The 23,949-nt window shown below is 37.3% G+C and carries 19 protein-coding genes and 2 tRNA genes; 10 read left to right on the top strand and 11 right to left on the bottom strand.

The annotated features are described in order from the left end of the window. Positions 1 to 20: 20 nt before the first annotated feature. Positions 21 to 1,520, bottom strand: a complete 1,500-nt coding sequence (locus tag ORJ01_RS01900) for a lipopolysaccharide biosynthesis protein (protein ID WP_306022484.1) — start codon at positions 1,518 to 1,520, stop codon at positions 21 to 23. A 101-nt stretch (positions 1,521 to 1,621) separates the two neighbouring features. On the opposite strand from ORJ01_RS01900, the gene ORJ01_RS01895 reads away from it, so the two are divergent. Genes ORJ01_RS01895 through ORJ01_RS01885 form a run of 3 tightly spaced genes read left to right on the top strand, consistent with a single transcriptional unit; the run spans position 1,622 to position 5,676 of the window. Further along, a complete protein-coding gene (locus tag ORJ01_RS01895) occupies positions 1,622 to 2,779 on the top strand; it encodes a glycosyltransferase (RefSeq protein WP_306176775.1) in 1,158 nt (385 codons plus the stop codon). Between the two features lie 47 nt (positions 2,780 to 2,826). Then, complete coding sequence (locus tag ORJ01_RS01890; protein WP_306022486.1) at positions 2,827 to 4,149, top strand: O-antigen ligase; 1,323 nt, start codon at positions 2,827 to 2,829, stop codon at positions 4,147 to 4,149. A 39-nt stretch (positions 4,150 to 4,188) separates the two neighbouring features. Beyond that, positions 4,189 to 5,676 carry a lipopolysaccharide biosynthesis protein gene (locus ORJ01_RS01885; protein ID WP_306022487.1) on the top strand — a complete coding sequence of 496 codons (1,488 nt, stop codon included), beginning with the start codon at positions 4,189 to 4,191 and terminating at the stop codon, positions 5,674 to 5,676. Between the two features lie 21 nt (positions 5,677 to 5,697). Here the strand turns inward: ORJ01_RS01885 and ORJ01_RS01880 are convergent, their stop codons facing one another. Further along, on the bottom strand, positions 5,698 to 7,410 hold the full coding sequence (locus tag ORJ01_RS01880) for a hypothetical protein (RefSeq protein WP_306022488.1): 1,713 nt from the start codon (positions 7,408 to 7,410) through the stop codon (positions 5,698 to 5,700). 124 nt (positions 7,411 to 7,534) lie between these two features. On the opposite strand from ORJ01_RS01880, the gene ORJ01_RS01875 reads away from it, so the two are divergent. After that, positions 7,535 to 8,893, top strand: coding sequence for a phenylacetate--CoA ligase family protein (locus tag ORJ01_RS01875; RefSeq protein ID WP_306022489.1), 1,359 nt, complete (start codon positions 7,535 to 7,537; stop codon positions 8,891 to 8,893). A 40-nt stretch (positions 8,894 to 8,933) separates the two neighbouring features. On the opposite strand, the gene ORJ01_RS01870 is transcribed toward ORJ01_RS01875, so the two are convergent. The 8 genes from ORJ01_RS01870 to ORJ01_RS01835 all read right to left on the bottom strand — a co-directional run bounded on the left by ORJ01_RS01870 (position 8,934) and on the right by ORJ01_RS01835 (position 17,491). After that, entirely contained in the window at positions 8,934 to 10,022 is a 1,089-nt protein-coding gene (locus tag ORJ01_RS01870; protein ID WP_306176774.1) for a glycosyltransferase family 4 protein, read from the bottom strand. Beyond that, complete coding sequence (locus ORJ01_RS01865) at positions 10,019 to 11,014, bottom strand: polysaccharide deacetylase family protein (RefSeq protein ID WP_306176773.1); 996 nt, start codon at positions 11,012 to 11,014, stop codon at positions 10,019 to 10,021. Before ORJ01_RS01865 ends, ORJ01_RS01870 begins: the two co-directional genes overlap by 4 nt. A gap of 10 nt (positions 11,015 to 11,024) precedes the next feature. Next, positions 11,025 to 12,191, bottom strand: coding sequence for a hypothetical protein (locus ORJ01_RS01860; RefSeq protein ID WP_306176772.1), 1,167 nt, complete (start codon positions 12,189 to 12,191; stop codon positions 11,025 to 11,027). A gap of 2 nt (positions 12,192 to 12,193) precedes the next feature. Beyond that, positions 12,194 to 13,339: a glycosyltransferase family 2 protein gene (locus ORJ01_RS01855; RefSeq protein ID WP_306176771.1), complete on the bottom strand. Its 1,146-nt coding sequence runs from the start codon at positions 13,337 to 13,339 to the stop codon at positions 12,194 to 12,196. Continuing rightward, positions 13,339 to 13,851: a serine O-acetyltransferase gene (locus tag ORJ01_RS01850; RefSeq protein WP_306176770.1), complete on the bottom strand. Its 513-nt coding sequence runs from the start codon at positions 13,849 to 13,851 to the stop codon at positions 13,339 to 13,341. Before ORJ01_RS01850 ends, ORJ01_RS01855 begins: the two co-directional genes overlap by 1 nt. Beyond that, positions 13,844 to 14,971 carry a glycosyltransferase gene (locus ORJ01_RS01845; RefSeq protein WP_306176769.1) on the bottom strand — a complete coding sequence of 376 codons (1,128 nt, stop codon included), beginning with the start codon at positions 14,969 to 14,971 and terminating at the stop codon, positions 13,844 to 13,846. Before ORJ01_RS01845 ends, ORJ01_RS01850 begins: the two co-directional genes overlap by 8 nt. Positions 14,972 to 15,039: 68 nt before the next feature. Beyond that, a complete protein-coding gene (locus tag ORJ01_RS01840; protein ID WP_306176768.1) occupies positions 15,040 to 15,966 on the bottom strand; it encodes a glycosyltransferase family 2 protein in 927 nt (308 codons plus the stop codon). Positions 15,967 to 16,072: 106 nt separating this feature from the next. After that, positions 16,073 to 17,491, bottom strand: a complete 1,419-nt coding sequence (locus ORJ01_RS01835) for a TIGR03013 family XrtA/PEP-CTERM system glycosyltransferase (RefSeq protein WP_306176767.1) — start codon at positions 17,489 to 17,491, stop codon at positions 16,073 to 16,075. Between the two features lie 250 nt (positions 17,492 to 17,741). Between ORJ01_RS01835 and ORJ01_RS01830 the strand changes: the two genes are divergently transcribed. From ORJ01_RS01830 to ORJ01_RS01815, 4 genes are read left to right on the top strand one after another with little or no spacing between them, the layout of a single operon-like run. Beyond that, positions 17,742 to 18,380 carry an XrtA/PEP-CTERM system exopolysaccharide export protein gene (locus ORJ01_RS01830; RefSeq protein WP_306176766.1) on the top strand — a complete coding sequence of 213 codons (639 nt, stop codon included), beginning with the start codon at positions 17,742 to 17,744 and terminating at the stop codon, positions 18,378 to 18,380. 49 nt (positions 18,381 to 18,429) lie between these two features. Then, complete coding sequence (locus ORJ01_RS01825; RefSeq protein WP_226750827.1) at positions 18,430 to 20,016, top strand: XrtA system polysaccharide chain length determinant; 1,587 nt, start codon at positions 18,430 to 18,432, stop codon at positions 20,014 to 20,016. After that, the gene (locus ORJ01_RS01820) at positions 20,013 to 20,873 is read left to right on the top strand and encodes an XrtA-associated tyrosine autokinase (protein ID WP_306176765.1); all 861 of its coding nucleotides are present in this window, start codon (positions 20,013 to 20,015) and stop codon (positions 20,871 to 20,873) included. The genes ORJ01_RS01825 and ORJ01_RS01820 overlap by 4 nt, the downstream gene beginning before the upstream one ends. Continuing rightward, a complete protein-coding gene (locus ORJ01_RS01815; RefSeq protein WP_306176764.1) occupies positions 20,848 to 22,482 on the top strand; it encodes a TIGR03016 family PEP-CTERM system-associated outer membrane protein in 1,635 nt (544 codons plus the stop codon). The genes ORJ01_RS01820 and ORJ01_RS01815 overlap by 26 nt, the downstream gene beginning before the upstream one ends. Before the next feature lie 71 nt (positions 22,483 to 22,553). On the opposite strand, the gene ORJ01_RS01810 is transcribed toward ORJ01_RS01815, so the two are convergent. Further along, complete coding sequence (locus ORJ01_RS01810) at positions 22,554 to 23,552, bottom strand: ExeA family protein (RefSeq protein ID WP_306176763.1); 999 nt, start codon at positions 23,550 to 23,552, stop codon at positions 22,554 to 22,556. A gap of 235 nt (positions 23,553 to 23,787) precedes the next feature. Between ORJ01_RS01810 and ORJ01_RS01805 the strand changes: the two genes are divergently transcribed. Both ORJ01_RS01805 and ORJ01_RS01800 read left to right on the top strand, forming a co-directional pair. Then, positions 23,788 to 23,863 (top strand) — tRNA-Ala (locus ORJ01_RS01805). A gap of 12 nt (positions 23,864 to 23,875) precedes the next feature. Next, a tRNA-Glu gene (locus tag ORJ01_RS01800) sits at positions 23,876 to 23,948 on the top strand. Position 23,949: the final 1 nt, after the last annotated feature.

The following is a 23,949-nucleotide window of genomic DNA, read 5'->3' as shown; positions in this document are numbered from 1 at the left end:
TCTTATATTGAGTACTGATATTAAAGTAAATTTTTAGATATTTTTGATCTAATTAGGCTTGTTATTTTTTCTTCTAGGCCGTCAGGTTTGCTTTGAAGATGCCAAATTGAGAAAGAAAATGTTAAATAAGAAATTACTGAAATTACTATTTGGGTTAGCAAACTTAGTAAAGGCGTTGATAATTCAAATGATAATAAATTAAATGCAACAATGTACATGAATAAAGATGATAATACTGGTCTCAGTAAAGATGTTGAGATATTAAGGAAAGATATGTTTATGAATTTTTTTAAGGTTATCTTAGTAATTATTAACATTATTATAGATGTTGAAATCAGTGAATAGCCAACACCATCAATACCATAAAAAGGTACAAGAATGTATATGAGACCATATATACTTATTACTTTACATACACCAAAATAAAAAGGGATTTTTGGCTTACCCAAAGCATTAAAGACGTAGCTTATATTGCTATACAAACCTGAAAATAAACTTGCAACAGCAAGAAGTTGCATAAGGTAAATAACATGAATCCAGCTATTACCTAATGCTGTTGAAATAAGTTTTGGCGCAATAAGAGCAATACCAATAGCTGCTGGTATAGTAATACTGCTTGAAAGAGATAGCGTACTGAGATATGCCACCCTGAGCTCTTTTAAATTTGATTGCAGTTTACTGTAAACAGGAAAAGAAGCTTTGTTGATAGGCGCAGCGATTTCCATTGAGGGAATTGTTGATATTTCATTAGTCATAGTATACGAACCAACCGCAGAGGTTCCTAACATTTTACCTATTACTAAATTGATAAGTTTTTCATTTGCATAATATAAAGCGTTATTTAAAATTAACCATTTGGAAAAGCTCATTAACTTTTTAGCCGATTTTAAGCCGAATTTTGAACGATGTGGATGCATGAGGTAACTTGCTAAAAAAGATATGAAGTTACCAAAAACAATCCCAATAGCCAAAGCCCAGTAACTTTTAAGTGCATATGCTAGAAACACGATAACAAAAAAATTGATGAATTTTGGGATTACTTGATATTTCATTTCTTTTTTAAAGTCTAGATCCTTTTGAAAGTTTATTACACCGATATTACTAAACCCATTTAAAAGTGCAGTAAGTGAAATCAGATATATTAAATTTTCAAGTCTTAAATCTTCAAAATATTTTGCGATATGTGGAGATAATATTATTAACAAAGCTGCAGAGATAACGCCAAATAAAGCTTTAAAAGTCCACGCTGTATTGTAGTCATCGTCATCTGCATCACTTTTTTGAATTAGTACAGTTGCTAAACCGAAAGAACTAAATAACTCTATGAAAGCATAAATTGCCATTGCTATAGCAATTAAACCAAAGTCTTCCGGTGTGAGAAGTCTAGCCGTTATAACAATACTAACTAGTCCAATTGACTTTACTAGTAGTCTTGTTAAGATCATTAAAAATGATGCGCTGAATAGTTTTTTATGAATATTCTCTGTGAGCTCTAAGTTTTTTTTATGTTTTTTGATCATTATGTTACCGTTATAATTATTAGATAATCCTAAAAACTAATCAAATAAATGTAATTACTATCATATAATACCATGTCTAAATTTGAGTTGATTTTTTATTTATGAAAAAAAATATACTAATGATAGCTAGCGAATTTCCACCTTGTGGAGGTGGAGGTGTGGGTCGGATTTCAGCAATTGCCGAGTCATTAGCTAAAAATGGTGATCGTATTACAGTCATTACTGCTAATAAAGAGCACTTTTCAATTTTTGACTATTCTTTGACTGTCAGTCATGAAAATTTAAAAATTGTAACTGTTTATTCATTTCCAATAAGGAAATTCTTATGGAGAATGCGTAGATATATTCCTTCATTTAAATATTTAGACAATTATTCTTTATGGAGTGTGCTGGCTAAAATAAAAGTCAATTCGCTTCAAAAAACAAAATCTTTTGATTTAGTTATATCTAGTTATCCAAGCATGTCTAATCACTCAGTTGCCTTTTTTATATCTAAAAAATTTAATATTCCATGGATTGCTGATTATAGAGACCCTCCATCTTTTTTATACGATAGCTCTCAGAAAAAACAAAAATGTTTTTATAATTATACTAAACAGGCATTAATTAATTGTGTTACGACTAAAAACGCAAAAGAAATGATATCTGCTGGCCTACAAGTTTCACCTAAAAAACTATACGTTGTTCAAAATGGTTGCTCAAAAATTGCCTCTACAATTAACCAAACAAATCCAGAGGATGGAGGTTTTGAACTAGTTCATACAGGGTCTTTTTACGAAAATGGAAGGGACATTAACCAACTTATAGAGGCGATAGATTCACTCTCAACGCCTGTTAAAATGCGCTTTATTGGTGATGAACCATATAATTCAACTAAAGAGTTATTACTGAAAATTAATAATCCAGAGCGTATTGAATTTATAAGTTACATGAATTCAGATGAGGTTTTAAAAATTTCTGCGGCATGTAGTGCTCTTATTGTCATCCAAGGAAACCTCTTTACTAATCAAATACCTGGTAAACTATTTGAATATTTAGCGCTTGAAAAACCAATTTTACTCATCAGTAACAAAGGCAGTGCAACACATATCATTACATTAGACGAGCCAAATGTCATATTCGCTGAGTACGGTGACATAGAGTCGATTAAACTTGGCTTGATAAATTTAAAGAGTCATAAAGTAGTAGGCATTGATCGAAGTAAATATACAAGAGAAAAAATGGCCAAAAATTTTATCAGTCTTCTTGATATAATATAAATTTAGTTCATTTTTCTAGTAAATTAAATTATTAATGAGTAAAAATTTTGAATAAAAACAAATTTTTTAATAAAGATATTTATACTCAAAACTCTAGTTTTGCCTTTTTAACACTTTTCTTTTACTCTTTATTAGTTTTGATAAGACCACAAGACTTTTTAACTTCATTTCCTAAATTTCCTCTTGTAATGTTATCTACAATTGTATGTTTTATACTAATTATCTCACTTCAACGACCTTTACGTTGGGCACCGCAACAAACATTACTAATATTTTTATTACCGATCGTTAGTGTTTCAGGTTTTTTAAATGGGTGGGGTACAAAGGGAATTATCGAGTCTCTTAATATTGCATTCTACTTAATGCTACCTTTATTCTTTTTTGCCACCGTTATAACTACAACTTTCAGACAAAAATGCATAATGTTTGTGACTATTGTTGCATCACTTTTTATGGTGCATAACGGCTGGGTTCAACAAAATAGCTACGATGGTTTTGGTTGGACTGGTACCCAAGCAGTAGGTAGTGATTTAAGAAGAATTGTATATGTTGGTATATTTCAAGACCCTAATGATCTTGGCATGTTATTAGTAATGAATCTGCCTTTTTTAGTATACTTTTTTTACAACGGCGGTTTCATATCAAAACTCTTATCATTTTCTATTTTTGGAGTGTTTTTGTATGGTATTTACATAACGGGATCTAGAGGCACAATACTGGGTACTGCAGCTTTATTTGGTTTTTATTTATTACTTCGTTATGGTGGTACACGTTTAATTATATTCGGCATCGTGTCTGGTCCAGCAATAGCTACTTTATTATCTCAGTTTGGTGGTTTAAATTCAGGTGAAGCTTCAGCGAGAGGACGACTTTACGCCTGGTATGACGGCATTCATTACTTACTAAGTAATCCTATTTTTGGAATAGGTAAAGGTAACTTTGCTGATTGGCATGGCCGGACAGCGCATAATTCATATATTCTCGTTGCTGCCGAGCTTGGGGTTTTTGGTTACACCTTATGGGGCGGAGCTTTAGCATTAACGGTATTTATAGGTTATAAAATTTTTAAGTTACCCGTCGAGCGTTTTGCTAATCACCCTCAAAAAACGTTAATTTTGGATGAACTTAAACTCAATACTGCGTTATTATTTTCAATGATTGCTTTTATGGTAACGGCATTTTTCCTTAGCCGTTCATACATATTATTGCTTTTTATTTTCGTGGGAATGAACGTTGCTTCACATTACAGAGTGCTTAAATATGTTCCTGAATTTAATGAACTAATGAACATAAAGGTCGCATTTAAGTGTGGTTTAGCTTCTTGGATAATGATCTTAATGGTTTATTTAGCACTTAAAGTATCACTTTAAGTCAATTGCTAAAAATAAAATAACTACAATGAGTTAATATTGAAACGTCTATTAATAAGCAGCTCGTTCTATAGAGCTTTAGAAGCAATTTGGGCTGCTGTGACTATGCTTATAGTGACACCTATTGTTATTAAAGCACTTGGTGCAGAATCTTATGGCTTGTGGTTGCTTATTTTGTCTAGTGTTGGTTTGTTAAGTTTTTTTGAGTTAGGTTTCGCAAGCGCAATACAACGTCGTATGGCACAGTTAATTGAGAATAATGACCCAAGACGATTGAATAGTCTCTTTAGCAGTGCATTTTTCATTTTTCTTTTTTTAAGTATTGTCGCTTTTACCTGTGTGCTGCTAATTGCAATAAATCCATTGGTTTTAGGTGTACACTTAAATAATAAGCCTTTTGTTTTTGATGCCTTATTCTTGTTAAGTATCAAACTAGTTTTTGATTTTGTAGCGAATTGTTTTCATGGTATTTTTAGTGGTCACTTGAAGTTTGATATTGATTCTAAAGTTTCTATTGTTGCTATAACAATTAAAGCTGTGTTAATGGTTTTACTGGTAAAAGATTATGGCTTTTTATCACTTGTGTTGATAACGCTTTTTGTTGACATATCTGTACACATAATAAAATTCTTCATCGCGTATCGAATTCAACCTAGTTTATCTTTGTCTGTACCTGTAAATTTTAGCGATGATGTAATTGACTTATCCCACTATGCAAAACATGTTGTTCTTATTGAGCTCTCACGTTTAATTCAAGATAAATCTGTCACCTTATTCATTAGTCATTTATTTGGTCTTGTAACAATTAGTATATTTTCAATTGCTGATCGATTGATACGGCAAGCATATGCGATGATTCAGACTATAACGGGTGTTTTACAACCTTTTCTTATAAGAAAATTGGAGAAAGGTGAACTGAGTGAATCTTTGATGCAAAACTCAATGCTCATTCACACATGGCTTAGTTGTGTGGTTTTCTTACCGGTTATGCTATGTGGCCCTGCTTTTATAATGTTATGGGTAGGCAGTGATTTTTCTGAGTCTGCAGACTTACTACATATTTTTGTTTTAGCTTTTTTTTTGAAAGTGTTAGTTTCGCCAATATCACATCTACTGTTAGCCCATGCTAAACATCAAAAAATTGCGTTACTAGAAATAACAGCTTCGATAATTTACATTACGCTATTAATCATTTTAGGAAATGAATTTGGTTTAATTGGAGTTGTCTGGGGTGGTGTCTTGTCGTCATTGTTGGTGCACGCTATTGGTTATGTCTTTCTAGCGGACAAGATTTTAGGAATTAAGTTTTATTTCAGTTTAAGTTTAATTTTTAAGACACAATTCATTTTTTGGCTAAGCTATTTTTTTAATAAATATTTTCATGTGTTCACTATGGAAATGACATGGTTAGAGCTAATTTTCTCTGTTTTTATGAGTACATTGTTCTCAGTATTAGTTGGGTTTTATTTTATATTAAATAAAGATTTAAGACGCATATTACTTTCATTGAGATCTGAAAAAAATTAGTTATGTAATATTTTATATCTACTAAAATTGAGGTTTTATCCAAAACCATGTTGCAATAGAATTCGAACGGTATTGCCAGTTAAAAGCTCTTAAGTTTTTTCCGATAGAGCCTGAACAATCCTTTGTTTTATTATCTAACCAGTGTGATAGGATCTTCTCTATTCTTGCTTCTAATCTTATCTTATCATTGGTATTTAATGAAAAGTAATAAGCTAGTGATAAAGGTAGTATTACTTCTACATTATGTTGATCAGTATACGATTTTTTGTTGTGGTCTTCTGCTATTACTTTTTGATTTGCTACGCTTGAGGCTGAATACAGTAACTCAACGGCATCATTATCTGCACCTGTGCAAGCCAAACGCGCTTTAAAGCCCTCTCTTCTTAAGTAATTCGCATTTATTCCTTCTCCATCAACATAGGTTGAAGCAAAGCCATGTTTATCTATTGCATTACCAAGTTTTTGCAGCATATCTGCAATTTTTGCTTGTTCAGATATTTGATAGGCATGCCATAAAAAGTCTGCGATGTTTTCACTCATCCACGGTGAAAACCTAAAGTTATCGGTGTCTGATTTCTTGGCATTTTTTGTTTTTACTTTGTTTTCATGTACCAGCCATGAATGTTCAAATGCGCCACTCTTAGGCGTCCAATGATTTTCATTCTCCCATTCAGTCAGCATGTTTTGCATTTGATATAAGCTGTTAATTCTCTGTTTTAAATTCCCCAAGATTTTTTTGTCTGCTGTAATTTCATAAGCAATTACTTCGGTTAGGCCTGTTAAGCCGGCAGCTCGCTCTGTAAAGCCTTGGTTCTCTTTAAATATGGGGGTTCTTGTGTTGTATTGGTAATTACCTAAGTCAGCCTGAAGTGCCATATTGTTGATTAATTCGTTATCCCATTGGCTGTTGTCGCCCAGTAATGCCCAGGCGAGTTTTGCTGGTTGGGTATAAATATACTTACCGTCCTGACAGGCTACTGTTTTAAATTGCCAACAGCCACTACCACCATCTGGAGCTGGTTTTGTTTGATCATTTCTGACATAAAAAAAATAAAATTGCTTTGATAAAAAGGCTTCTTTTAAAAATGTTAATTCACCAGTATTTAGATAGGCTTTAAATAATGCGGATGATCTGTCAAATAACCATTCTCCATTTGTACTCGCGTTGTAATCTAATTTTTGTACTAAACGATCGAATTTTTTTCCAATCAATGATTTCAGTTGTGGTTGTCTTTTAGATATAACGTTGTAAGGAGGCACTATGTCGGTTGTTGAAAGATAAAACGGATCATGTAGCGCGAATACCCTTGGATAATACAAGTAAAACTTATCTGCGCCAGCTTTTACCCAGCCTTGTTCTGGTGGTGTTTTCTTGGCTATCCTTGTTACTTGATGAGTGTGTTTTTTTATGATCAGTTCAGCTTCATTTAATTGATTGCTCATGTCAAAATTTGTTAGTTGGATAGTCACTGAACGTAAAGAGTTATCTAACCAGTGCCAGCGTAAGCCTTCTTCTATATAAATATTTTGCTCAATTCCTTTATAAAAAACACTGATATTGTTGATGTCGTAAATACTCGATCTTGCTAAAGGCAAACCGAAAGTTATAATTTCATTTTGTTTACCAATTATGTCTGAATCAAGCTGCAATTTTATGGTGGTTTCAAAACTTTCAACTTTTGTACATGTCATTATTAAAAAAGACAAAATTAAAAATTTAGTTATTTTAATCATCTTTGCAGCCTTTTCTTGATTAATCTTTAGCTTTGTGAGTATTGTGGCTATACTTCTAATGCTATATAAAACATACATTAAACCTTAATTACTTTGTAGCTATTCCCTAAATAGGATAAGACATATGCTTTATCAGAAGATTTTTTTTAACGTTTTGTATCCATTTTATGAAGGCATAATTAAGCGTCGGAAAACTTTTTCTTATTACCGCCAGTACATGCACAATGAAACTTTAAGCTCTGAAGATTTGAAAGTCCAGCAGCTTAGTGCTTTAAGAGATTTATTGGAGCATTGCTATAGAAATGTAGCTTATTACCGTTCTAGTTGGGATGAACTTGGTTTTAAGCCGTCAGATATTCAGACCGTTGCCGATCTAGAGAAAATCCCATTATTAACAAAAAGTATTATCCGTGAAAATTACGATCAATTACGAGCCACTACTCATGAAGGTATTAACATAACAAAAACCTCTGGTGGTTCAACTGGTGCACCGTTCAAATTTGAGCATGACAGAGAAAATTACAATCGTAGACAGGGTGTCATTTGGCGAGGATACGGCTGGTCAGGCAGTAAGACTGGTGATAAAACGCTTTACTTTTGGGGGACCCCGGTAGGAAGCTTATTGAAAGGTCATAAAATCAAAGATGCACTTTATAACTGGTTTTACAATCGAAAAATAATGAATGTTTTTTCAATGTCAAAAGACAATATTCAAAGTTATGTTGATGCTGTAAATAACTTTAAACCAGACGGTATTGTTGCTTATACCGGGCCTTTGTATGAAATTGCTAAATATATAGTTGATAACAATGTTCAAGTTACTAAAGTTAAATGGCTGATTGTTGGTGCTGAGCCACTTTTTGACGTACAAAGGGAGGTTATAGAAAAAGCCTTTTCAGCGCCGTTATTTAACACCTATGGGTGTAGAGAGTTTACGCTAATAGCTGCTGAGTGTAAGGAAAAAACAGGCCTTCATATCAATGAAGATCACTTGGTTGTGGAGATTACAGATGATGTGGGTGTTTCAACAAATGATGTTGGAAATGTTGTTATAACGGATCTTTATAATTATGGTATGCCTTTGGTTAGATATGTAAATGGTGATATAGCTAAATTTAAGGATAAACCATGCCATTGCGGTCTACCATTTTCACAATTGTCGTATATTGATGGTCGTCGTTTAGATAAGATAGTAACAAAAACAGGCAATCTTTTACCTGGCGAATTTTTTATATACATTTTAAAAGATGTTGTTGGTATTGATAAATTTCAAGTAATTCAAAATTCTGTTCTAGAAATTGATTTGAAGATTATTAAAACTGAAAAGTATGACGCTAACTTTGCAGAAACCTATGTTAACCAATGTTTGATTGATACCGTAGGTAATGAATTGCTTGTAAATTTTTATTATGTTGACGATATTCCTTTAACTGTGAGCGGGAAGCATAGGGTAACAGTTTCTAATATTGTAGAAGCTTTATAACTAGAAAGGCTAAATTTATGTAGTCTTTCTTTAAAAAAGATTAGCTATTGGTTGAGTATATTTTATTATACTTATCTAAAGTCACACTTAATGAGTAATCTATAGCTATATAGTTGTATGCATTTTCTTCAATGCTAGATAGTAAATTTCTATTATTGTAGAGCTCAATAAGAGTACTGCTCAGTGTTTTTGTATCTGCGTACTCAAACAACATACCTGTAGATTTATGATTAATAAGTTCAGGATTGCCACCAACGTTAGTTGCTACAGTCGGTATAGAATTTGCCATGGCTTCCATAATAGCCAGTGAAAGACCTTCCATTTTTGAACACACAACTTGAATATCGATTTGACTGTAGATTTTACTCCGGTCTTTTACAATGCCATGAAAAACTATTTTCATAGCTCCAAGATGTTGTAACGCATATTTACTTAGATTTTCAAACTCACTGCCATGCCCGAAAAAATGCAGTTCAAATTTACATTGTTGTTCTTTTGCCATTTCAGCTAAGGCTTGTAATAGGTATTTTTGGCCTTTAATCGGATCCATTCTGCCAATTGAGCCTAGTCTTAAAACATTATCTGGCGTTTTTATTAATTTAGATTTAGGCGGCACAATAATACCGTTTTTGATAACGGTTGATGAAGAGAGCGGCCAATTATGATTTTTATGAAAGACATCACGTGCATCATTTGAAACAAACGTTATGTGCTTTACAAAAGGCTTGATTAATTGATGTATTAATCTCCAGCTTTTTGTCGCGTAAGGTGCTGCACCATGCCTTGTATAAATGATCTTCGTTTCTTTTGGTAATAACCAAAATACAGGTAGTAAAAACTTTATTAGTGCAGGGCTGTGAAAATGCAATACTGTAATGTTGTTGCTTTTAACAAGTTTTATAAATTGAGTGTATTTATACCAACGTGAATTGCCTATTGCATGCGTCACGCTGATATTTAGTTTTTTAGCTTCGCTAACTAATGCATCATTTTCAGTCCCTAGACTGTAAATTGATGAGGGTGTTCCTTCTTTGTTCTGTAAATGGCAAACATCAATGGCTAGTCTTTCTGCACCGCCAAGATTTAAGCTAGAAACACCATGAAGAATCTTTATTTTTTGATTACTCATTTTCGATTTATCCAAATTTTAAATCGAAATTTATGTAAGTTATCATTGTCTATACATATTCTGTATAAATTGAAAGGGTCATTAAGTGTTTTATTGATACCTGACTGATTGTTAAAAGCGAATAAGTATCCCGCTTTTTGGCAAAGTTTTTTTGATGTTTCGTTATAACAGTTAGAGCTTCCAACAGGGTAAGCGAAAGCTGAAATTTTTGACGTTATTTCTTCTTCAATAATGTGTTTTGATCTAGTAATTTCATATTCTTGCTCATCCTCCGTTAGGCTTGTTAGTATTTGATGGCTGACGGTATGTGAACCTATTTCCATTTTATTTGCGGTCATCGTTTTAATATTTTGCCATGACATAAATAATGATGGCGTATTCTCTAGTAATTCTGCTTGTTTAGGTAATGCGATATGTAATTCGGCAAGAACTTTTGGGATGTTGTTTTTTCTCTGACGTTTTGTGTTTTGAATATAATGCTGAATTTGACTCTCAATAATATGTTCATCAAGTAACATACTTGATGAATTATCCGGCAAAGTTACTGTTTTTCCAACACTGCGCCGTAGCATGAATGTTATTTCATCCCACCAAGCAATTTTTCTTGAATTAATTAGTGATGTTGAAAGAAAAAAAAGTGCAGTGATTCCGTGCTTTTTTAAAATTGGGTAAGCAACTGTGTAGTTATCAATGTATCCATCGTCAAAAGTAATTAATGCTAATCGTTCATCAATATTTTTTTGAAATTGAAGCTTTTGCGCTAGTTCATTAGTAGTAATGACTCTAAAGTTTTGTTTTATATCAATTATGATTTTTTCGAAAGCAGCTTCAGAACAAGAAAAAACATCCCTTGCAAAGTCACTATCTTGTTTAGAACCAATGCGGTGAAAATTAAAAACATATAAACCATTTGGCAGTAATCGCAAGAGTAATTTATCGATTTGGAAATGGATAACTGTTTTTTCTATTATTTTTCTTATTGTGTTTTTCATGAGCTATTTCTTAACTATTCAGTTTAAAAGATGGTTTAGCTAAGATGAAATCACGGTATATACTGGGGTTTCCTGACATGCCCGCTTCTGCGGCTTTAGTAATATTATACATTTCACGAGCAGACACATAATGTAAAACATACTTTTCACCATCGTTGTATTTTGTTTCAAGGTAGCTATGCAAAAAGTCGCGTGGCTCACCTAATAAAGTGTCCATATCGCCTTCTTGTGCACCATGAGTGTGTACTTTTATAAATACCCATTCTGGACGGCCTTTAACATGAATATTACTGCTTACCCATTGGTCTATTCTACTTTTTAGCGGGGGTGCAGTTCTTCGTACATCACTGTTTTCAATATGTGGCATACCGCTTGGCGTACGCCATTTAAAGTTTAAACCAATCGGGCCCTGTAAAAGCATTAAATCGCCATTTGCAGTTTTACCCACTTCAACATCAGTGCCGCTATTATGCGATTTACATTTGCCGTCGCGGCCAGTTGCATAATAAATGCTATTAATTTTACTGGTTTGAGCCGGGCTTGGTGCGCAGGGTAGCGTCATATCAATATAGCAACCACTGTTTTTTAGCACCTTCAGTTCGTTGTTTACGCCGCAGTGCATTCCCCCTGGTAAGGAGTTATCTAATGACCAGTTACCATGAATAAAGGCATATTGAATTTGCCCTGTTGCGGGGTTTACTGGTAATGCACCATGTTGTTCGTGTAATGTTTTGGCAAAGCCAGTGAGTGTTTTGCTAAGATTTTCTGCAGTGTCATTGTCATGATGCAGATGGATCTCGATCTCTCCAAAACCTCTAGCACAAAGGTCAGATAGTTTTGCTAGGTGTTCATGCCGGTATTCTTCTTCAGGGTAAAAGAAGACATGCTTTGGATAATGCCCATCGGCATCACGATGTTTTTCTGCCATTTTAGGGTAATCGTTATACCAACGATCAACTCTGGCGCGTTCCAGTTCGATATCATCTTTGTTTTTCCATTGAGGCTCAAAGTGGTCAACAAAGCAGAACATTATGTGAATTGGGCCCTCAACTTTTGCTTTCGGTTTTAAGCACTGCCAAAGATAAGGGCCAATCCAGTTGTGCATATGTTTGCGTTTCAGCACAAGATAAACAGTTACTAGCATCAGTATAATTAAAAGCACAAACAGCAAAACCACTGTCATTTTATTTCTCCTTGTCTTGCTGTTCTTTTCCAGCCACCGCGTTCGTTGTTACGAATAAAACGAACAAACCCAAAGGCTAATGCTAAATTCATTGAGGCAAAAAAGCTGATTATCTGAATGAGTTTATTCACTTTAGCACCTTTATTGATCTGACTCGTTCCTATTACTGCGATGGCATAGAAAATGATTTGCCCAATAAACAGCGTTAAATAAAAAGGTGAGCTAATAAGAAACATACTACAGATTAAAGCGAGTAACATCAGGTGCGGAGCAAACCAACGTAAAACCTTATGCGACCAATAACATAAGCTGAAAATACCTTGCTTTGGGGACAATGCCCATAAGGTACTGCTAAATGCGCGGTAATTGCCAAGGCCAATTCTTACTCTGCGGCCAAATTCATCATGTAAGGATGGGGCAACTTCTTCGTAAGCAACGGCTTTTTCGTTATACACAATATTGTAATGTTGTTTTTTAATGTTCATGACGATACAAAAATCATCCACAACTGTGTTAGCGGCCAATGGCTGGTATAGCTGACGTTTAATAGCATAGATGGCGCCATTAGCGCCGAGTAGGGCGCCGAGCGTTGATTCTTGCCGCTTTAAAAATTGTTCGTAGCGCCAATATAAACCATCACTATTTTGATTGCCGCCTTCGGTAACCAGGTGTAATTCGCCGCAAACTGCGCCAATATCAGGGGAAAAACTTAAAATCAGTTGTCGAATAGCATCAGTTGCAAATTCGGTATTCGCATCTGTCAGTACCAAGTAATCTGCCGATGCATTTGCTACTAAATCATTAAGTACGGCAATTTTGCCGCGATTTTCTTCAAAACAAAAAGGCGTAATACGTTTATCGTTAACGGCACTGATTAATGCAGCAGTGTTATCACTACTGCCGTCTGATGCGACTAAGATATGCAGGTTTCCCGGGTAATCTTGTGCTAACAGGTTTTCTAAACGCTGAGTAATACAGAGTTCTTCATTAAAGGCAGACAAGATCACATCAACGTCTGGCCAATGCTCCAGCGTTTGAGGTTGCGGCTTAGTGGGTTTTGCCAGATATTTTAATAATATTGGGTACAACATATAGGTATAGAGTAATAAGCTTATGCTTAGCCAAAACAAAAAAATATTCATTATTCAGCTCGCTTACTGACTATTTTGGCTGGGATGCCAACTACGGTAACATTATCGGGCACATCTTTAACGACGACGGCATTCGCACCAATTTTTACATTATCACCAATTTTTACATCACCAATAATTTTTGCGCCTGCACCAATAAAGATATTACTCCCTAGGATAGGGGCCTTGCCCCTTTCATCACCAATCACCACACCACTTTGAATAATGATGTTGTCTCCACCCGTTACTTTAGAGTTAATAATAATTCCTACAGGGTGCATTAAAATTAAGCCAGGGCCAAAGCGGCAACCGGCGCCCAACATGCAGCTGTTTAGTATTTTATTAAGCCATAAGACGCTTAAGGCGAGCGGCTGAAGGTGGTGCCACTGCAGCCAACTGGTTAACCGATATAAAAAATTGGCCGAGCTACCATCACTTAGAAAGGCCCGAAGAAGTGAGGTGTTATAGCCTTGTTGTTGAAAATACTGTTGTTTATAGCGGATATCTTGTAAAAAGTTACGCATCTAAATTCATCCGGCTAATAAAGGTACCAATATTTTTTGGCCAACTAAACTGTTTAGCATGCTCTTGTAAGGCAGTTTTTGACCAAGGGTGCCGCAGAGCTTTGTCTATGGCCGCGCTCAATGCCGTTCCATCTTTTACGGGGACTAAGATGCCTGTTTCTTTGCTAACCACTTCGGGGATCCCCCCTACATCAGTGGCAATGGCGGGTACGCCGCTGGCTAATGCCTCTAAAACAACATTAGGTACGCCTTCACGATAACTAGGTAATATTAATAATTTGGCTGTGCGCAGTCTCGCTGCAACTTCTTGCAGGGGGAGCGCACCATGTAAAAATACCTGCTTCTCTAACCCAAGCGCTTGGATCCGTTCAGCTATTTTTTGTTTTTCTGGGCCTTGGCCAATATAGTGTAACGCAGGAAAGTGTTCATTTAAGCTGTTAGCTTGGCTTTGCTGATAAGCATCCAATAGCTCATAAACGCCTTTTGTGGTTAATAGATTACCAATAAAGACCATATCTCCTGTTTGCTGATCTGTTGTTGCAGGGTAAAAAATGTTTGGGTTAACCCCATTATAATTCACGCATATCTTAGCCGGGTCAATGCCAGTGGCAACAAGCTTAGCGGCTAACGCTTTGCTAGCACAAAACACGGTTTGTGCTTGGTTGAGCCAATGTGCCATCTGCTTTCGGCGAGCTGGAAATTCAGTATTTTCGTTAACATCAGTACCGTGAGCTTTAACCAGCACTTTGGCATTAAATTTTTCGGCTAACATTAAACAAGCAACAGCATCAGGATAGGCCCAAGAGGCAATAATGTGGCTAGGATTACTTTGCTTAATCCATTTGCGTTTAAACCAAAGCGAAATGGCCTGAAAATAAGGCGTTAACCTACGACCGAACCGCGGTAAGTAAAAGTAGGGCACGTAGCAACGCTCTGTGTTATTGCTACAGTCTTTTCGATGTTTTAGCCATTCTAACCAAGGAACAAGGACCATGATTCGAAAAGGAAATTGTTCCGCAAGCAAGGCAAACTGCTGTTGATTAAAACTGGCTCTGTGAGGTGCCCAAGGTACTGGGAACAAATTAGTTATAGCCAGAAGAGAGACGGATTCTTTTTTCATCTTCTCATACTCAGCGTGTGACAAAATTTGTTTCTGTAAAATCTAGAGTAACTATCTGAACCAAACTATTAGGCCCCATGGATTTTTTTATATTCATTATGTTTAATACCAAACAAACCTGCGATTGTGCCAGCAGCAGAAGCAAATCTGAATAACCCTTCTATCCAGACTTTTTTATTTAAAGTTAATGCACCTTGTAAGCACTTTATAAAACCAAGCCCGAGTCTTACTAAAAACATGAGTAAACAACGGCCTAAAGCTATAATTGCGCTTTCTTCAAATCGATGACTTCGGCTATAACCAATGCCTGAGCGGAAACCCCTGCGTAAAAACCAACTTAGGGTGGCTCTAGATTTTGGAAATTCTTCAATTACGGGCGCTTCAGTAAAGTAGGCTTTGTAACCGGCTTGAGTGCAGCGCAGTGCAAAATGATAATCGCTTGCACCAGTCATGGCAAAACGTCTATCAAAGGTGGGTTGAAACTTTTCCAGAACAGTTCTGCTGAGTAAAAGATTATTAGTATAGAAAATCTCAATTGGCTGACCTTCTGTTAAGTGGTTCTCGCCATATAAAAGTTGCGTTGCCCAGTTTGGTGTGCCAGATTCACCGACAGAAATTACGTTACTAGTAACAATATCACATTGGTATTTAAGTTGAGCTGCTACTAATTTTTCTAACCAATCTTCTGCCGCAGGCCACTCATCATCATCAATAAATATTAATGCATCATAATTGCGGGTTAAAAACCAACGAGTACAGTTGTTTCGTGCAGCAACAATGCCTGGTTCTGCTTCCTGTTGATAATGTATTTTGAGCGGCGCTTCTTCGGATATTTGATTGATTAAACTTGCGATTTCAGTTTGGCATGCATTATCAACGACTAAAATTTCTGCTGTCGAATGGCTCAATCTTTGTTTTAACAAAGCGTTAACTAATCTAGTAAGGCCTTGAGGTCTGCGGCAAGTAATAATAGCTACAAGCAATTTAGTTTGCATTTTACAATTCCATAAAATTGCTTGTCTCAAATACCATTAAATAGGTTCACAGTATTAAGCCTAAAAGTTAAATACAACTTAGCAAGCACAACAAATGTCTATATTGTTATCTGCCCTTACCCAAAACTACAATCTCTACTGTTCTGATCAGAATAGTCAGGTCAAGTAACAAACTGCGGTGCTTGATATAGTAAAGATCAAATTTGAGTTTCTCTAAGGCATCTTCTGCTGTCGCACCATAAGGGTATTTCAACTGTGCCCAGCCAGTTAAGCCGGGGCGAACGTTATGGCGCTGAGCGTAATAGGGGATGTCTTTAACCAGTTGGTCTACAAACTCCGGGCGTTCAGGGCGCGGGCCAACAAAACCCATTTCGCCTTTAAGCACATTAATTAACTGCGGTAACTCGTCAACACGATATTTACGGATAAAACGGCCAACGCGAGTGACGCGCACGTCATCAGTGGTAGCCCATTGCGCGCCGTTTTTTTCGGCATCAATACCCATGCTGCGAAATTTAATGATATGAAACGGTTGGCCATCAAAACCCACACGAATCTGGCGGTAAAGCACAGGGGCTCCGGTTTTTCTGCCATCTTCTAAATAAATTAAAAAGGCAGTGAACAGCATGATGGGCCATGTTAGTAGCAGTGTGAATATGGCTAAGATGGCATTTAAGCGATAATCTAAATTCGTTCTAAACTTTTTGCTGCGTGCTAAACCATTAGAGTAAATCACCCAACTTGGGTATATAAGGTTTACAGCAATTTGCCCCGTTTCACTTTCAATAAAGTCGAGAATGTCGGTAACATCAATGCCGCGTGTTTTGCATTTAAACAACAAATCCACAGGTAACATATTGCGCCGCTCATCGCAGGCGATCACTAATTGTTCAATTTTGTGTTTTTCAGCATACGTAAATAAGTCGTTTAAATAGTCTATGTCGATGAGTTTATCTTCAGGAATATAGCCTTCTTTATCCCCTTCAATGCGCACAAAACCTACTAAGTCGAAATAACGTCGGTCGACATCACGGCGCATTCTGTTTTCAATAATAGCTGCGCGTTCGCCAGAGCCCAGCACTAAGATTCTGCGGCGACTAAGCCTGACTAAGTCGTGATATTGAAAAAACGTACGGAAGCTGCTGATAAGCACTACCGTAATCAAGGAAGAAAATAATAAAGGTATAAAACCCACATCAATGTGATCGGCGATGTTAAAAATAATAAATTCTAAAAATAAAACGTTGAAGCATTGAGTGAGAAATACGCGTTTAACAATACCTGAACTGGTTTCGCGCAATTTATGATCATAAAGCCCTAAGGAAAGGGTGCAAAGCATGGTAGAAAAGGTGAAAACAGCGATGTACACCATTTCCCATTCCAGGGTTAGCGATACTATAGGTTCTGTTAAAACGAAGTCAGCCAGGATAAAACCAAGATGGGCTGATAGTAAAATTAAGCTGATTTCGCCCAACATCAGTATTTTATCGGATACTTTAGAGCGATTAATCCTTGTGCTGAACATAACACATCCTTGGTACTTGATGGTATTTTGACTCGTTTTGCGCAACGATAAACATCACGAATGGCGGTTTAGGTAATATAAATAGACATTGCATTGATAGTACCTTTAAACTAGTTAGATGTCGATCAGTAATCTAGCTGAATTAAAGCTGAATTCCTAGTTGCGTTTTTGAAATTAACCTTCAAAAAAAGCAGCTAAATGACGAACTTTTAGTTATATTGATGATGCATTAGACACAAGGACACGTTTTATGAATAACAAGTTAAACGTCAACACTACTCTCTCCGCGCTTTTTGCATCAACCTTGCTACTTAGCGGTTGCGCCCAAAATAGTACTCTGCCTCGTGCATCAGTGCAGAATTCAGTTACGACCTCTGTTGATAACTATCAGTATTTGATTGGTCCTGATGATTCTTTAACTATTTTCGTTTGGCGTAACCCAGAGCTTTCTGGCAATTTTATTGTTCGACCCGACGGTAAAATTTCTACCTCTTTAATTGAGGATGTAGAGGTTAGCGGTAAAACTCCTACGCAACTTGCGCGTGACATGGAGCTTATTTTAGCTAAGTACATTCGTGATCCAGTTGTTACAGTGTCAGTGAATAATTTTGTTGGGCCTTACAGCGAGCAAGTTCGCGTTATTGGCCAAGCACTCAATCCGCAAGCCGTTAACTATCGCCAGTACATGACATTGCTCGATGTAATGATTACGGTAGGTGGCTTAACAGAATTTGCAGATGGCAATAATGCTAAATTAGTGCGTACCACCAATGGTTCACAACGTACTTATAACATCCGCTTAGATGACTTAGTTCGTGAAGGTGAAATCTCCGCTAACGTTGATATCTTACCTGGTGACATCATTATTGTTCCTGAAGCATGGTTTTAATCGACAGCGCTGGGCTTTTACCCTTATCGCATCACGGAGTTTGTAGTACATGAAGGAGTTAAACCAGGCTATTGAGCAATTGTTAATTCAATTGCATGGTATTTGGATCCGTCGTAGATATGTCATTATTACAGCTTGGTTAATATGCCCTGCTGCATGGTTTGCCATTTATAAGATGCCACCGGTTTACCAAGCCGATGCGCGGGTCTATTTTGATACGCAATCTATTTTAGAACCGTTACTGCGTGGCCTCACGGTTAATCGTAATGCCGAGATGGAAGTGCAGGCCTTAGCTCGGTTAGTGCTAACACGGCCTAATCTTGAAAACGTTGCGCGTAAAACCGATTTAGGTAAAGTCGCTTTAAGCAGCAAAGACTTTGAAAAAGTTGTTGATGATTTGGAAAAAAGCATCAAGCTTACCGTGCAAGGCGGTCGGCGCGAAGTAAACATTTACACCGTTTCTTATGAAAATAGTGACCCGCAATTAGCGTTAAAAGTTGTTCAAGAAATGTTAAGTGTATTTATTGAAACACGTTTAGGCACTAACCGCTCTGATCAACTTTCTGCTGAGCGATTCATTACCGCGCAAATTGAGGAATATGAACGTCGTCTGATCGAAGCTGAACGTAAACGCTCCGAGTTTCGTCGTAATCAGATGACTATTCTGGAAGGGGGCGAGGCTAATTATTACAATAGAATTAGTCAAGCCGAAGCAGAGAAATCAAGTGCGGAACTTGAGATTCAGCAGTTACAGCAACGGATAATAAGCGCTAAGCGCGACATAAATGAATTAACCAGCCTAGGTGGTGAGGGCCGAGCGCCATCCACACAATTTGATGCTCGAATTGCTGAAGTACGAAGTACGTTATCTACTTTGAAATTACGATTTACTGAAAACCATCCCGATGTTGTTGAATTTACTCGTTTACTTGAGCAGTTAGAACAACAACGCAAAGATGAAATTGCTTTGTTAAAAGAAACCGGTGGTATGTCAGAAACTAACGCCGCTTTACTCATGCAAAGCCCGCTTTACCAAAGCTTGGTAACCAGCATTTCTAGTTTTGAGTCTGAAATTGTTTCTAAAAAAATCTTGATTAACAAGCTAGAGGAAACAATTCAAACGCTGAGAAATAGTCTGCACTTAATCCCACAAGTAGAAGCTGAATTTGCTGCGTTAAACCGTGATTATGATACTAACCGAGCGCAATATGAAACCTTACTGTCTCGTCGTGAGTCGGCAGAAATGGCACGTAAGGTAGACTCAACAGAGTCAGAAGGCCAGTTCCGTGTTATAGACCCCCCACGAGTGCCAATGCTACCTTCTGGTCCTAAACGCTTAGTATTTTATACTTTAGCGCTATTTGCGGGCATAGGTGCTGGTGTGGGCATGGCATTTTTAAGAAACTTGTTGTCACCAGTGTTAACCAGTGCTGCGCAATTAAGAAGCATTTCTGCCTTTCCGGTGTTTGGTGTGGTATCGCATACCAATAAAAAGCAAATTCAAAAAGTGAGCAGAACGCATTTGTTTTATTTTATTATGCTAAGCGGTATGTTGTTGATGGTATATATGGGCTTGATGGTGAACGAGTTACTATTTGGTAAGCCTGCTGCAATGTTGTTGAGGGTTATCCAATGAGTTTAATTGAAAAAGCAATACAGCAACAGCAAGCCAATCAACAAAACCAACCACAGGCAGCCTCTGTAGCAGATCCTGTTACTGACGCTGCAACAACCGAAAAGGTACATAAAGAAAAGTCTGCTAAGCCACTAATAACTTTAGATCTTGACGGGCTGCGCCAAAAGAACTTTGTCAGTTTATCCGCAGAGCGGCGCTTGATTAATGAAGAATACCGCGTGATCAAGCGAAAAATTCTTAATAATGCGTTTGGGCAATTAAGTACTACATTGCATCATCCCAATCTAGTGTTAATTTCGAGTTCGCGGCCAGGCGAAGGTAAAACCTTCACTTCTATAAATTTGGCATTGAGTATGGCGTTAGAGCAAGATAAAACTATTTTGCTGGTTGATACCGATGTGCTGCGCCCGTCAGTTTCTAAAACGCTGAATTTAAATTTAGAGTATGGTCTTACCGAGTATCTTTTATCGGATAGCTTAAATGTTGAAGATATTATTTACTCTACCAATGTTGAACGTTTAAAAATTATTGGCGCAGGCCGACCGCATCATTTATCTACAGAGTTACTCGCCAGTGAAAAAATGCTTAAATTATCGAGAGAGTTTGCCGAGCGTTATCCTGATCGTCTGGTTATTTTTGATGCACCACCATTACTAGGTGTGAATGAAACTGCGGTCTTAGCGGCAATGTGTGGCCAAGCAATTATTGTAGTAGAAGAGAATCGCTCAAAAGTCTCTGAGATTGAACAAGCAGCCTCATTACTGCCAGAAAGTCTTGCTGTGGGTTTTGTTATCAACAAAGCACACCGAAATCAGGGCAAAGGATATGGTTATGGCTATTATTACGGCGCTGAATAACAAGCAACAACATCGTAATAAAGCGAGGTTGTACTCGTTGTTGTTGCTATTACCGGTTGCATTATTGCCTACAGCATTAAATGCTGCTGAAACCAAGATTACGCCGTTATTTAAAACGGCTTTGTATGGCTATCAGATTGAAACGGCCGAGTCTGATCAGATGAATGATGGCGCGGCATGGGAGTTATCTCCTGGTCTTGTTTTCAATCGCCAGTCAGCCAATATGCAAACACAATTGGTTTGGCAGCATGAATCTGTTGCATATGATGATGCCCAACGCAATGGTCGCAGTTACAACGAGTTTCAATTTGCTAATCAAATTACCGCTTTGAATAAACGTTTGTCTTGGCTGCTTAATGCCCAGCAAAACTATTTAGTGAGAAATAGCCGTTTCGGTATTTTCTCTGACAAAATCACCGGTGCTGAGAATCTTAGTAAAGCCAATAGTTATGGTACTGAAGTTCGTTATAGTAATTCGCCTTCAGCCGTCTATCTCACTGATATTGCAGTGCAATATCGTAAATCTGAAGCAGCAACAAGTATTATTGATGATAGTTTTACTAACTTTGATACCGATACCTATAATGCCAATTTAAGGTTAGGTACTAATAATCGTGGGTTAAATTTCTTTTGGTTATTTGAAGCAAGTTTACAAGAAACTGAGCGTGATTTAGGTAATAACATTTCAGGTAGTTTGTATAACATTGCTATCGGTGTGCCTTTTGCGCCAAACTTTTCGTTTTTTGGTCGGCTAGGTGCGGAAAAAGCCGATAATGGCTCAATTTACGATAATAGTTTTGACTATTTCGGCGGCGGCGTGGAATACCGCTTTGGCGCGAAGTCACGTATAAATTTAACAATGAACCGCAGTGACTCTAATGCTTTTGACCAAAAAACAGAAACAGACACCTATGTTGCATCTGATTTCTTGTTAGCGTTAAGCCGCAGAACCAGCTTAGAAGGTTCATTTGACCGCCGCTATTTTGGCCGAACCATGCAATTAAGTGGTAAGTATGATTTGCGCTTCTTGTCGGTGAAGTTAAGCGTTTCTGAAAATGTTCGTACGCAAAACCTGTTTGACAACGAACTAGATGATTTAGGTGTATTTGTTTGCCCAGATGGCGCATCTGATTTTAATGCCTGCTTTAAGCCTCCGACAAATCAATATGTACCTGTTTTTGGTGAGTCGTTACAGCAGATTAGTATTAATAACGCTGAATTGCGTCAAGAGCTGGTGAAAGTAAGAACCGAAAGTATCAACATCGCTTACAGCAAAAATCGTTTGGCGTTGAATCTGCTTTTTTCAGACAGTGAAACTGAATATGTAGAAACGGGTGCTGCCAATACTAATCAAAGTGTCAGTATGCAGGCATCATGGTTGCTTAACGAGCATAACAAACTGCTGTTTGATGTAACGCATTACAACACCATGTACATAACCGAATTAAGAACAGATAAAAACTTGTCTGCCTCGTTAAGTTATTTACGCACTATCAATACACATTCTACTGCGAGGCTAGCTTTTCGTAGGTTAGATCGAGATTCAAACCAATCGGAATTTGATAATGCTGAGAATCGGGTTTGGTTAGAATACCAATATCGTTTCTAAGCTTAAACGTGTTGTGTTTAAAATAAAACGGCGCATTAAGCGCCGTTTTTATGTGTATCGGTAGCAGAAGCTTATTTTGCTTGTTGCTGACGTTGCAGAATCAGTTCATCAAGCTCTTTTATTATCTTAAGTTTCTGCTCTAAAGACTCATCTAATAACTGCTGCACTGAAGCACTGCCAAGCGCGGCAGGCGAGGGCGCTGCTGCTGCCTGAACTTCGTTGTCGCTTTTAATATTAAGGCTGCTGGCGGGTGTTTGGTGCGCAATTTCTTCGGATATTTCATTGATTACACTTTGCACATGTTCAGCACTAATTGTTTTATGCTGTTCCAGATAGCCCAGCAATAACACACGATCCATCAGCAAGTTAATGCGCCTAGGAATGCCGCGGCTGAACGTTTGCACAAGTGAGAAGCAGTCATCTTCTAACAGCGGGTGATTTAGGCCAGCCATATGTAAACGAAACTGTATGTATTCCTTGGTCTCTACCTCGATTAATGGCACCAAATTGCTTGAGGCAATTATTCTTTGCCGAAACTGTTCCATATTGGGTGCTTGAATAATGGGGTTAAGCTCGTTTTGCCCCAGTAAAAAGCTTTGCAAAAGTGGCTTACCGTCTATTTGAAAGTTCGATAGCATGCGCAGCTCTTCAATCGACTCTAAAGGTAAGTTCTGCGCCTCATCGACTAAAAGCAATGCGCGGCGATGTTGTGAATGCAGGCGTTTTAAGAATATGTAGATAGCATCGAGATAGCTGGCTTTGTTGTTTTCTTCAACTTTAAGATTAAACGAGCTGGCGATCATCCGAATAAGATCGTCTGGCTGTAGTTTTGAAGTTACGATTTGTCTGGCAACAATTTCATCTTGATTGAGCATAGATAGTAACTGACTGGCCAGCGTGGTTTTGCCGGTACCAACATCACCCGTGATAACAATAAAGCCTTCGCCTTGGGTTAAACCATACTGTAAGTAAGCAAGCGCTTTTTTATGCAAACGGCTAGCAAAAAACCAATTGCTGTTATGCGTGAGTTGAAAAGGCCGCTCTGTAAATCCATAGTATGACTCGTACATCGTTAATCCTTCCAGAAGCTCTTTCGGTAAACTGAGCGTAGTGTATACAAAATCCAAGGCTAACACTAAACAAAAGCGTGTTAATGGCTTAAACATGATTAAGGATGGTGATAGTTTAAAATTTACTCGAACAATCGGGCTGTTATAAAAAACTGTTGACACTTTTGAGGCACCACCCTAGAATGCGCCCCGTGTTCAGCGATAAGCTTAGTTTAGAGTTGGCACAGAAAAGTGTGGGGCTATAGCTCAGCTGGGAGAGCGCTTGCATGGCATGCAAGAGGTCAGCGGTTCGATCCCGCTTAGCTCCACCAAAATTTTATTGCGTCCCCTTCGTCTAGAGGCCTAGGACACCGCCCTTTCACGGCGGTAACAGGGGTTCGAATCCCCTAGGGGACGC

It is taken from the genome of Alishewanella sp. SMS8 (assembly GCF_030737935.1).
Taxonomy (GTDB): Bacteria; Pseudomonadota; Gammaproteobacteria; order Enterobacterales; family Alteromonadaceae; genus Alishewanella; species Alishewanella maricola.
The sequence above is the reverse complement of the archived record's forward strand: the minus strand, read 5'-3'. Positions and strand labels throughout refer to the sequence as shown.

Coding starts and splice junctions, on each gene's coding strand:
- ORJ01_RS01820 (WP_306176765.1), top strand. CDS start 20,013: ATGAGTTTAATTGAAAAAGCAATACAGCAACAGCAAGCCAATCAACAA.
- ORJ01_RS01875 (WP_306022489.1), top strand. CDS start 7,535: ATGCTTTATCAGAAGATTTTTTTTAACGTTTTGTATCCATTTTATGAA.
- ORJ01_RS01850 (WP_306176770.1), bottom strand. CDS start 13,851: ATGCGTAACTTTTTACAAGATATCCGCTATAAACAACAGTATTTTCAA.
- ORJ01_RS01900 (WP_306022484.1), bottom strand. CDS start 1,520: ATGATCAAAAAACATAAAAAAAACTTAGAGCTCACAGAGAATATTCAT.
- ORJ01_RS01810 (WP_306176763.1), bottom strand. CDS start 23,552: ATGTACGAGTCATACTATGGATTTACAGAGCGGCCTTTTCAACTCACG.
- ORJ01_RS01830 (WP_306176766.1), top strand. CDS start 17,742: ATGAATAACAAGTTAAACGTCAACACTACTCTCTCCGCGCTTTTTGCA.
- ORJ01_RS01855 (WP_306176771.1), bottom strand. CDS start 13,339: ATGAATATTTTTTTGTTTTGGCTAAGCATAAGCTTATTACTCTATACC.
- ORJ01_RS01895 (WP_306176775.1), top strand. CDS start 1,622: ATGAAAAAAAATATACTAATGATAGCTAGCGAATTTCCACCTTGTGGA.
- ORJ01_RS01870 (WP_306176774.1), bottom strand. CDS start 10,022: ATGAGTAATCAAAAAATAAAGATTCTTCATGGTGTTTCTAGCTTAAAT.
- ORJ01_RS01865 (WP_306176773.1), bottom strand. CDS start 11,014: ATGAAAAACACAATAAGAAAAATAATAGAAAAAACAGTTATCCATTTC.
- ORJ01_RS01880 (WP_306022488.1), bottom strand. CDS start 7,410: ATGATTAAAATAACTAAATTTTTAATTTTGTCTTTTTTAATAATGACA.
- ORJ01_RS01825 (WP_226750827.1), top strand. CDS start 18,430: ATGAAGGAGTTAAACCAGGCTATTGAGCAATTGTTAATTCAATTGCAT.
- ORJ01_RS01835 (WP_306176767.1), bottom strand. CDS start 17,491: ATGTTCAGCACAAGGATTAATCGCTCTAAAGTATCCGATAAAATACTG.
- ORJ01_RS01840 (WP_306176768.1), bottom strand. CDS start 15,966: ATGCAAACTAAATTGCTTGTAGCTATTATTACTTGCCGCAGACCTCAA.
- ORJ01_RS01815 (WP_306176764.1), top strand. CDS start 20,848: ATGGCTATTATTACGGCGCTGAATAACAAGCAACAACATCGTAATAAA.
- ORJ01_RS01845 (WP_306176769.1), bottom strand. CDS start 14,971: ATGAAAAAAGAATCCGTCTCTCTTCTGGCTATAACTAATTTGTTCCCA.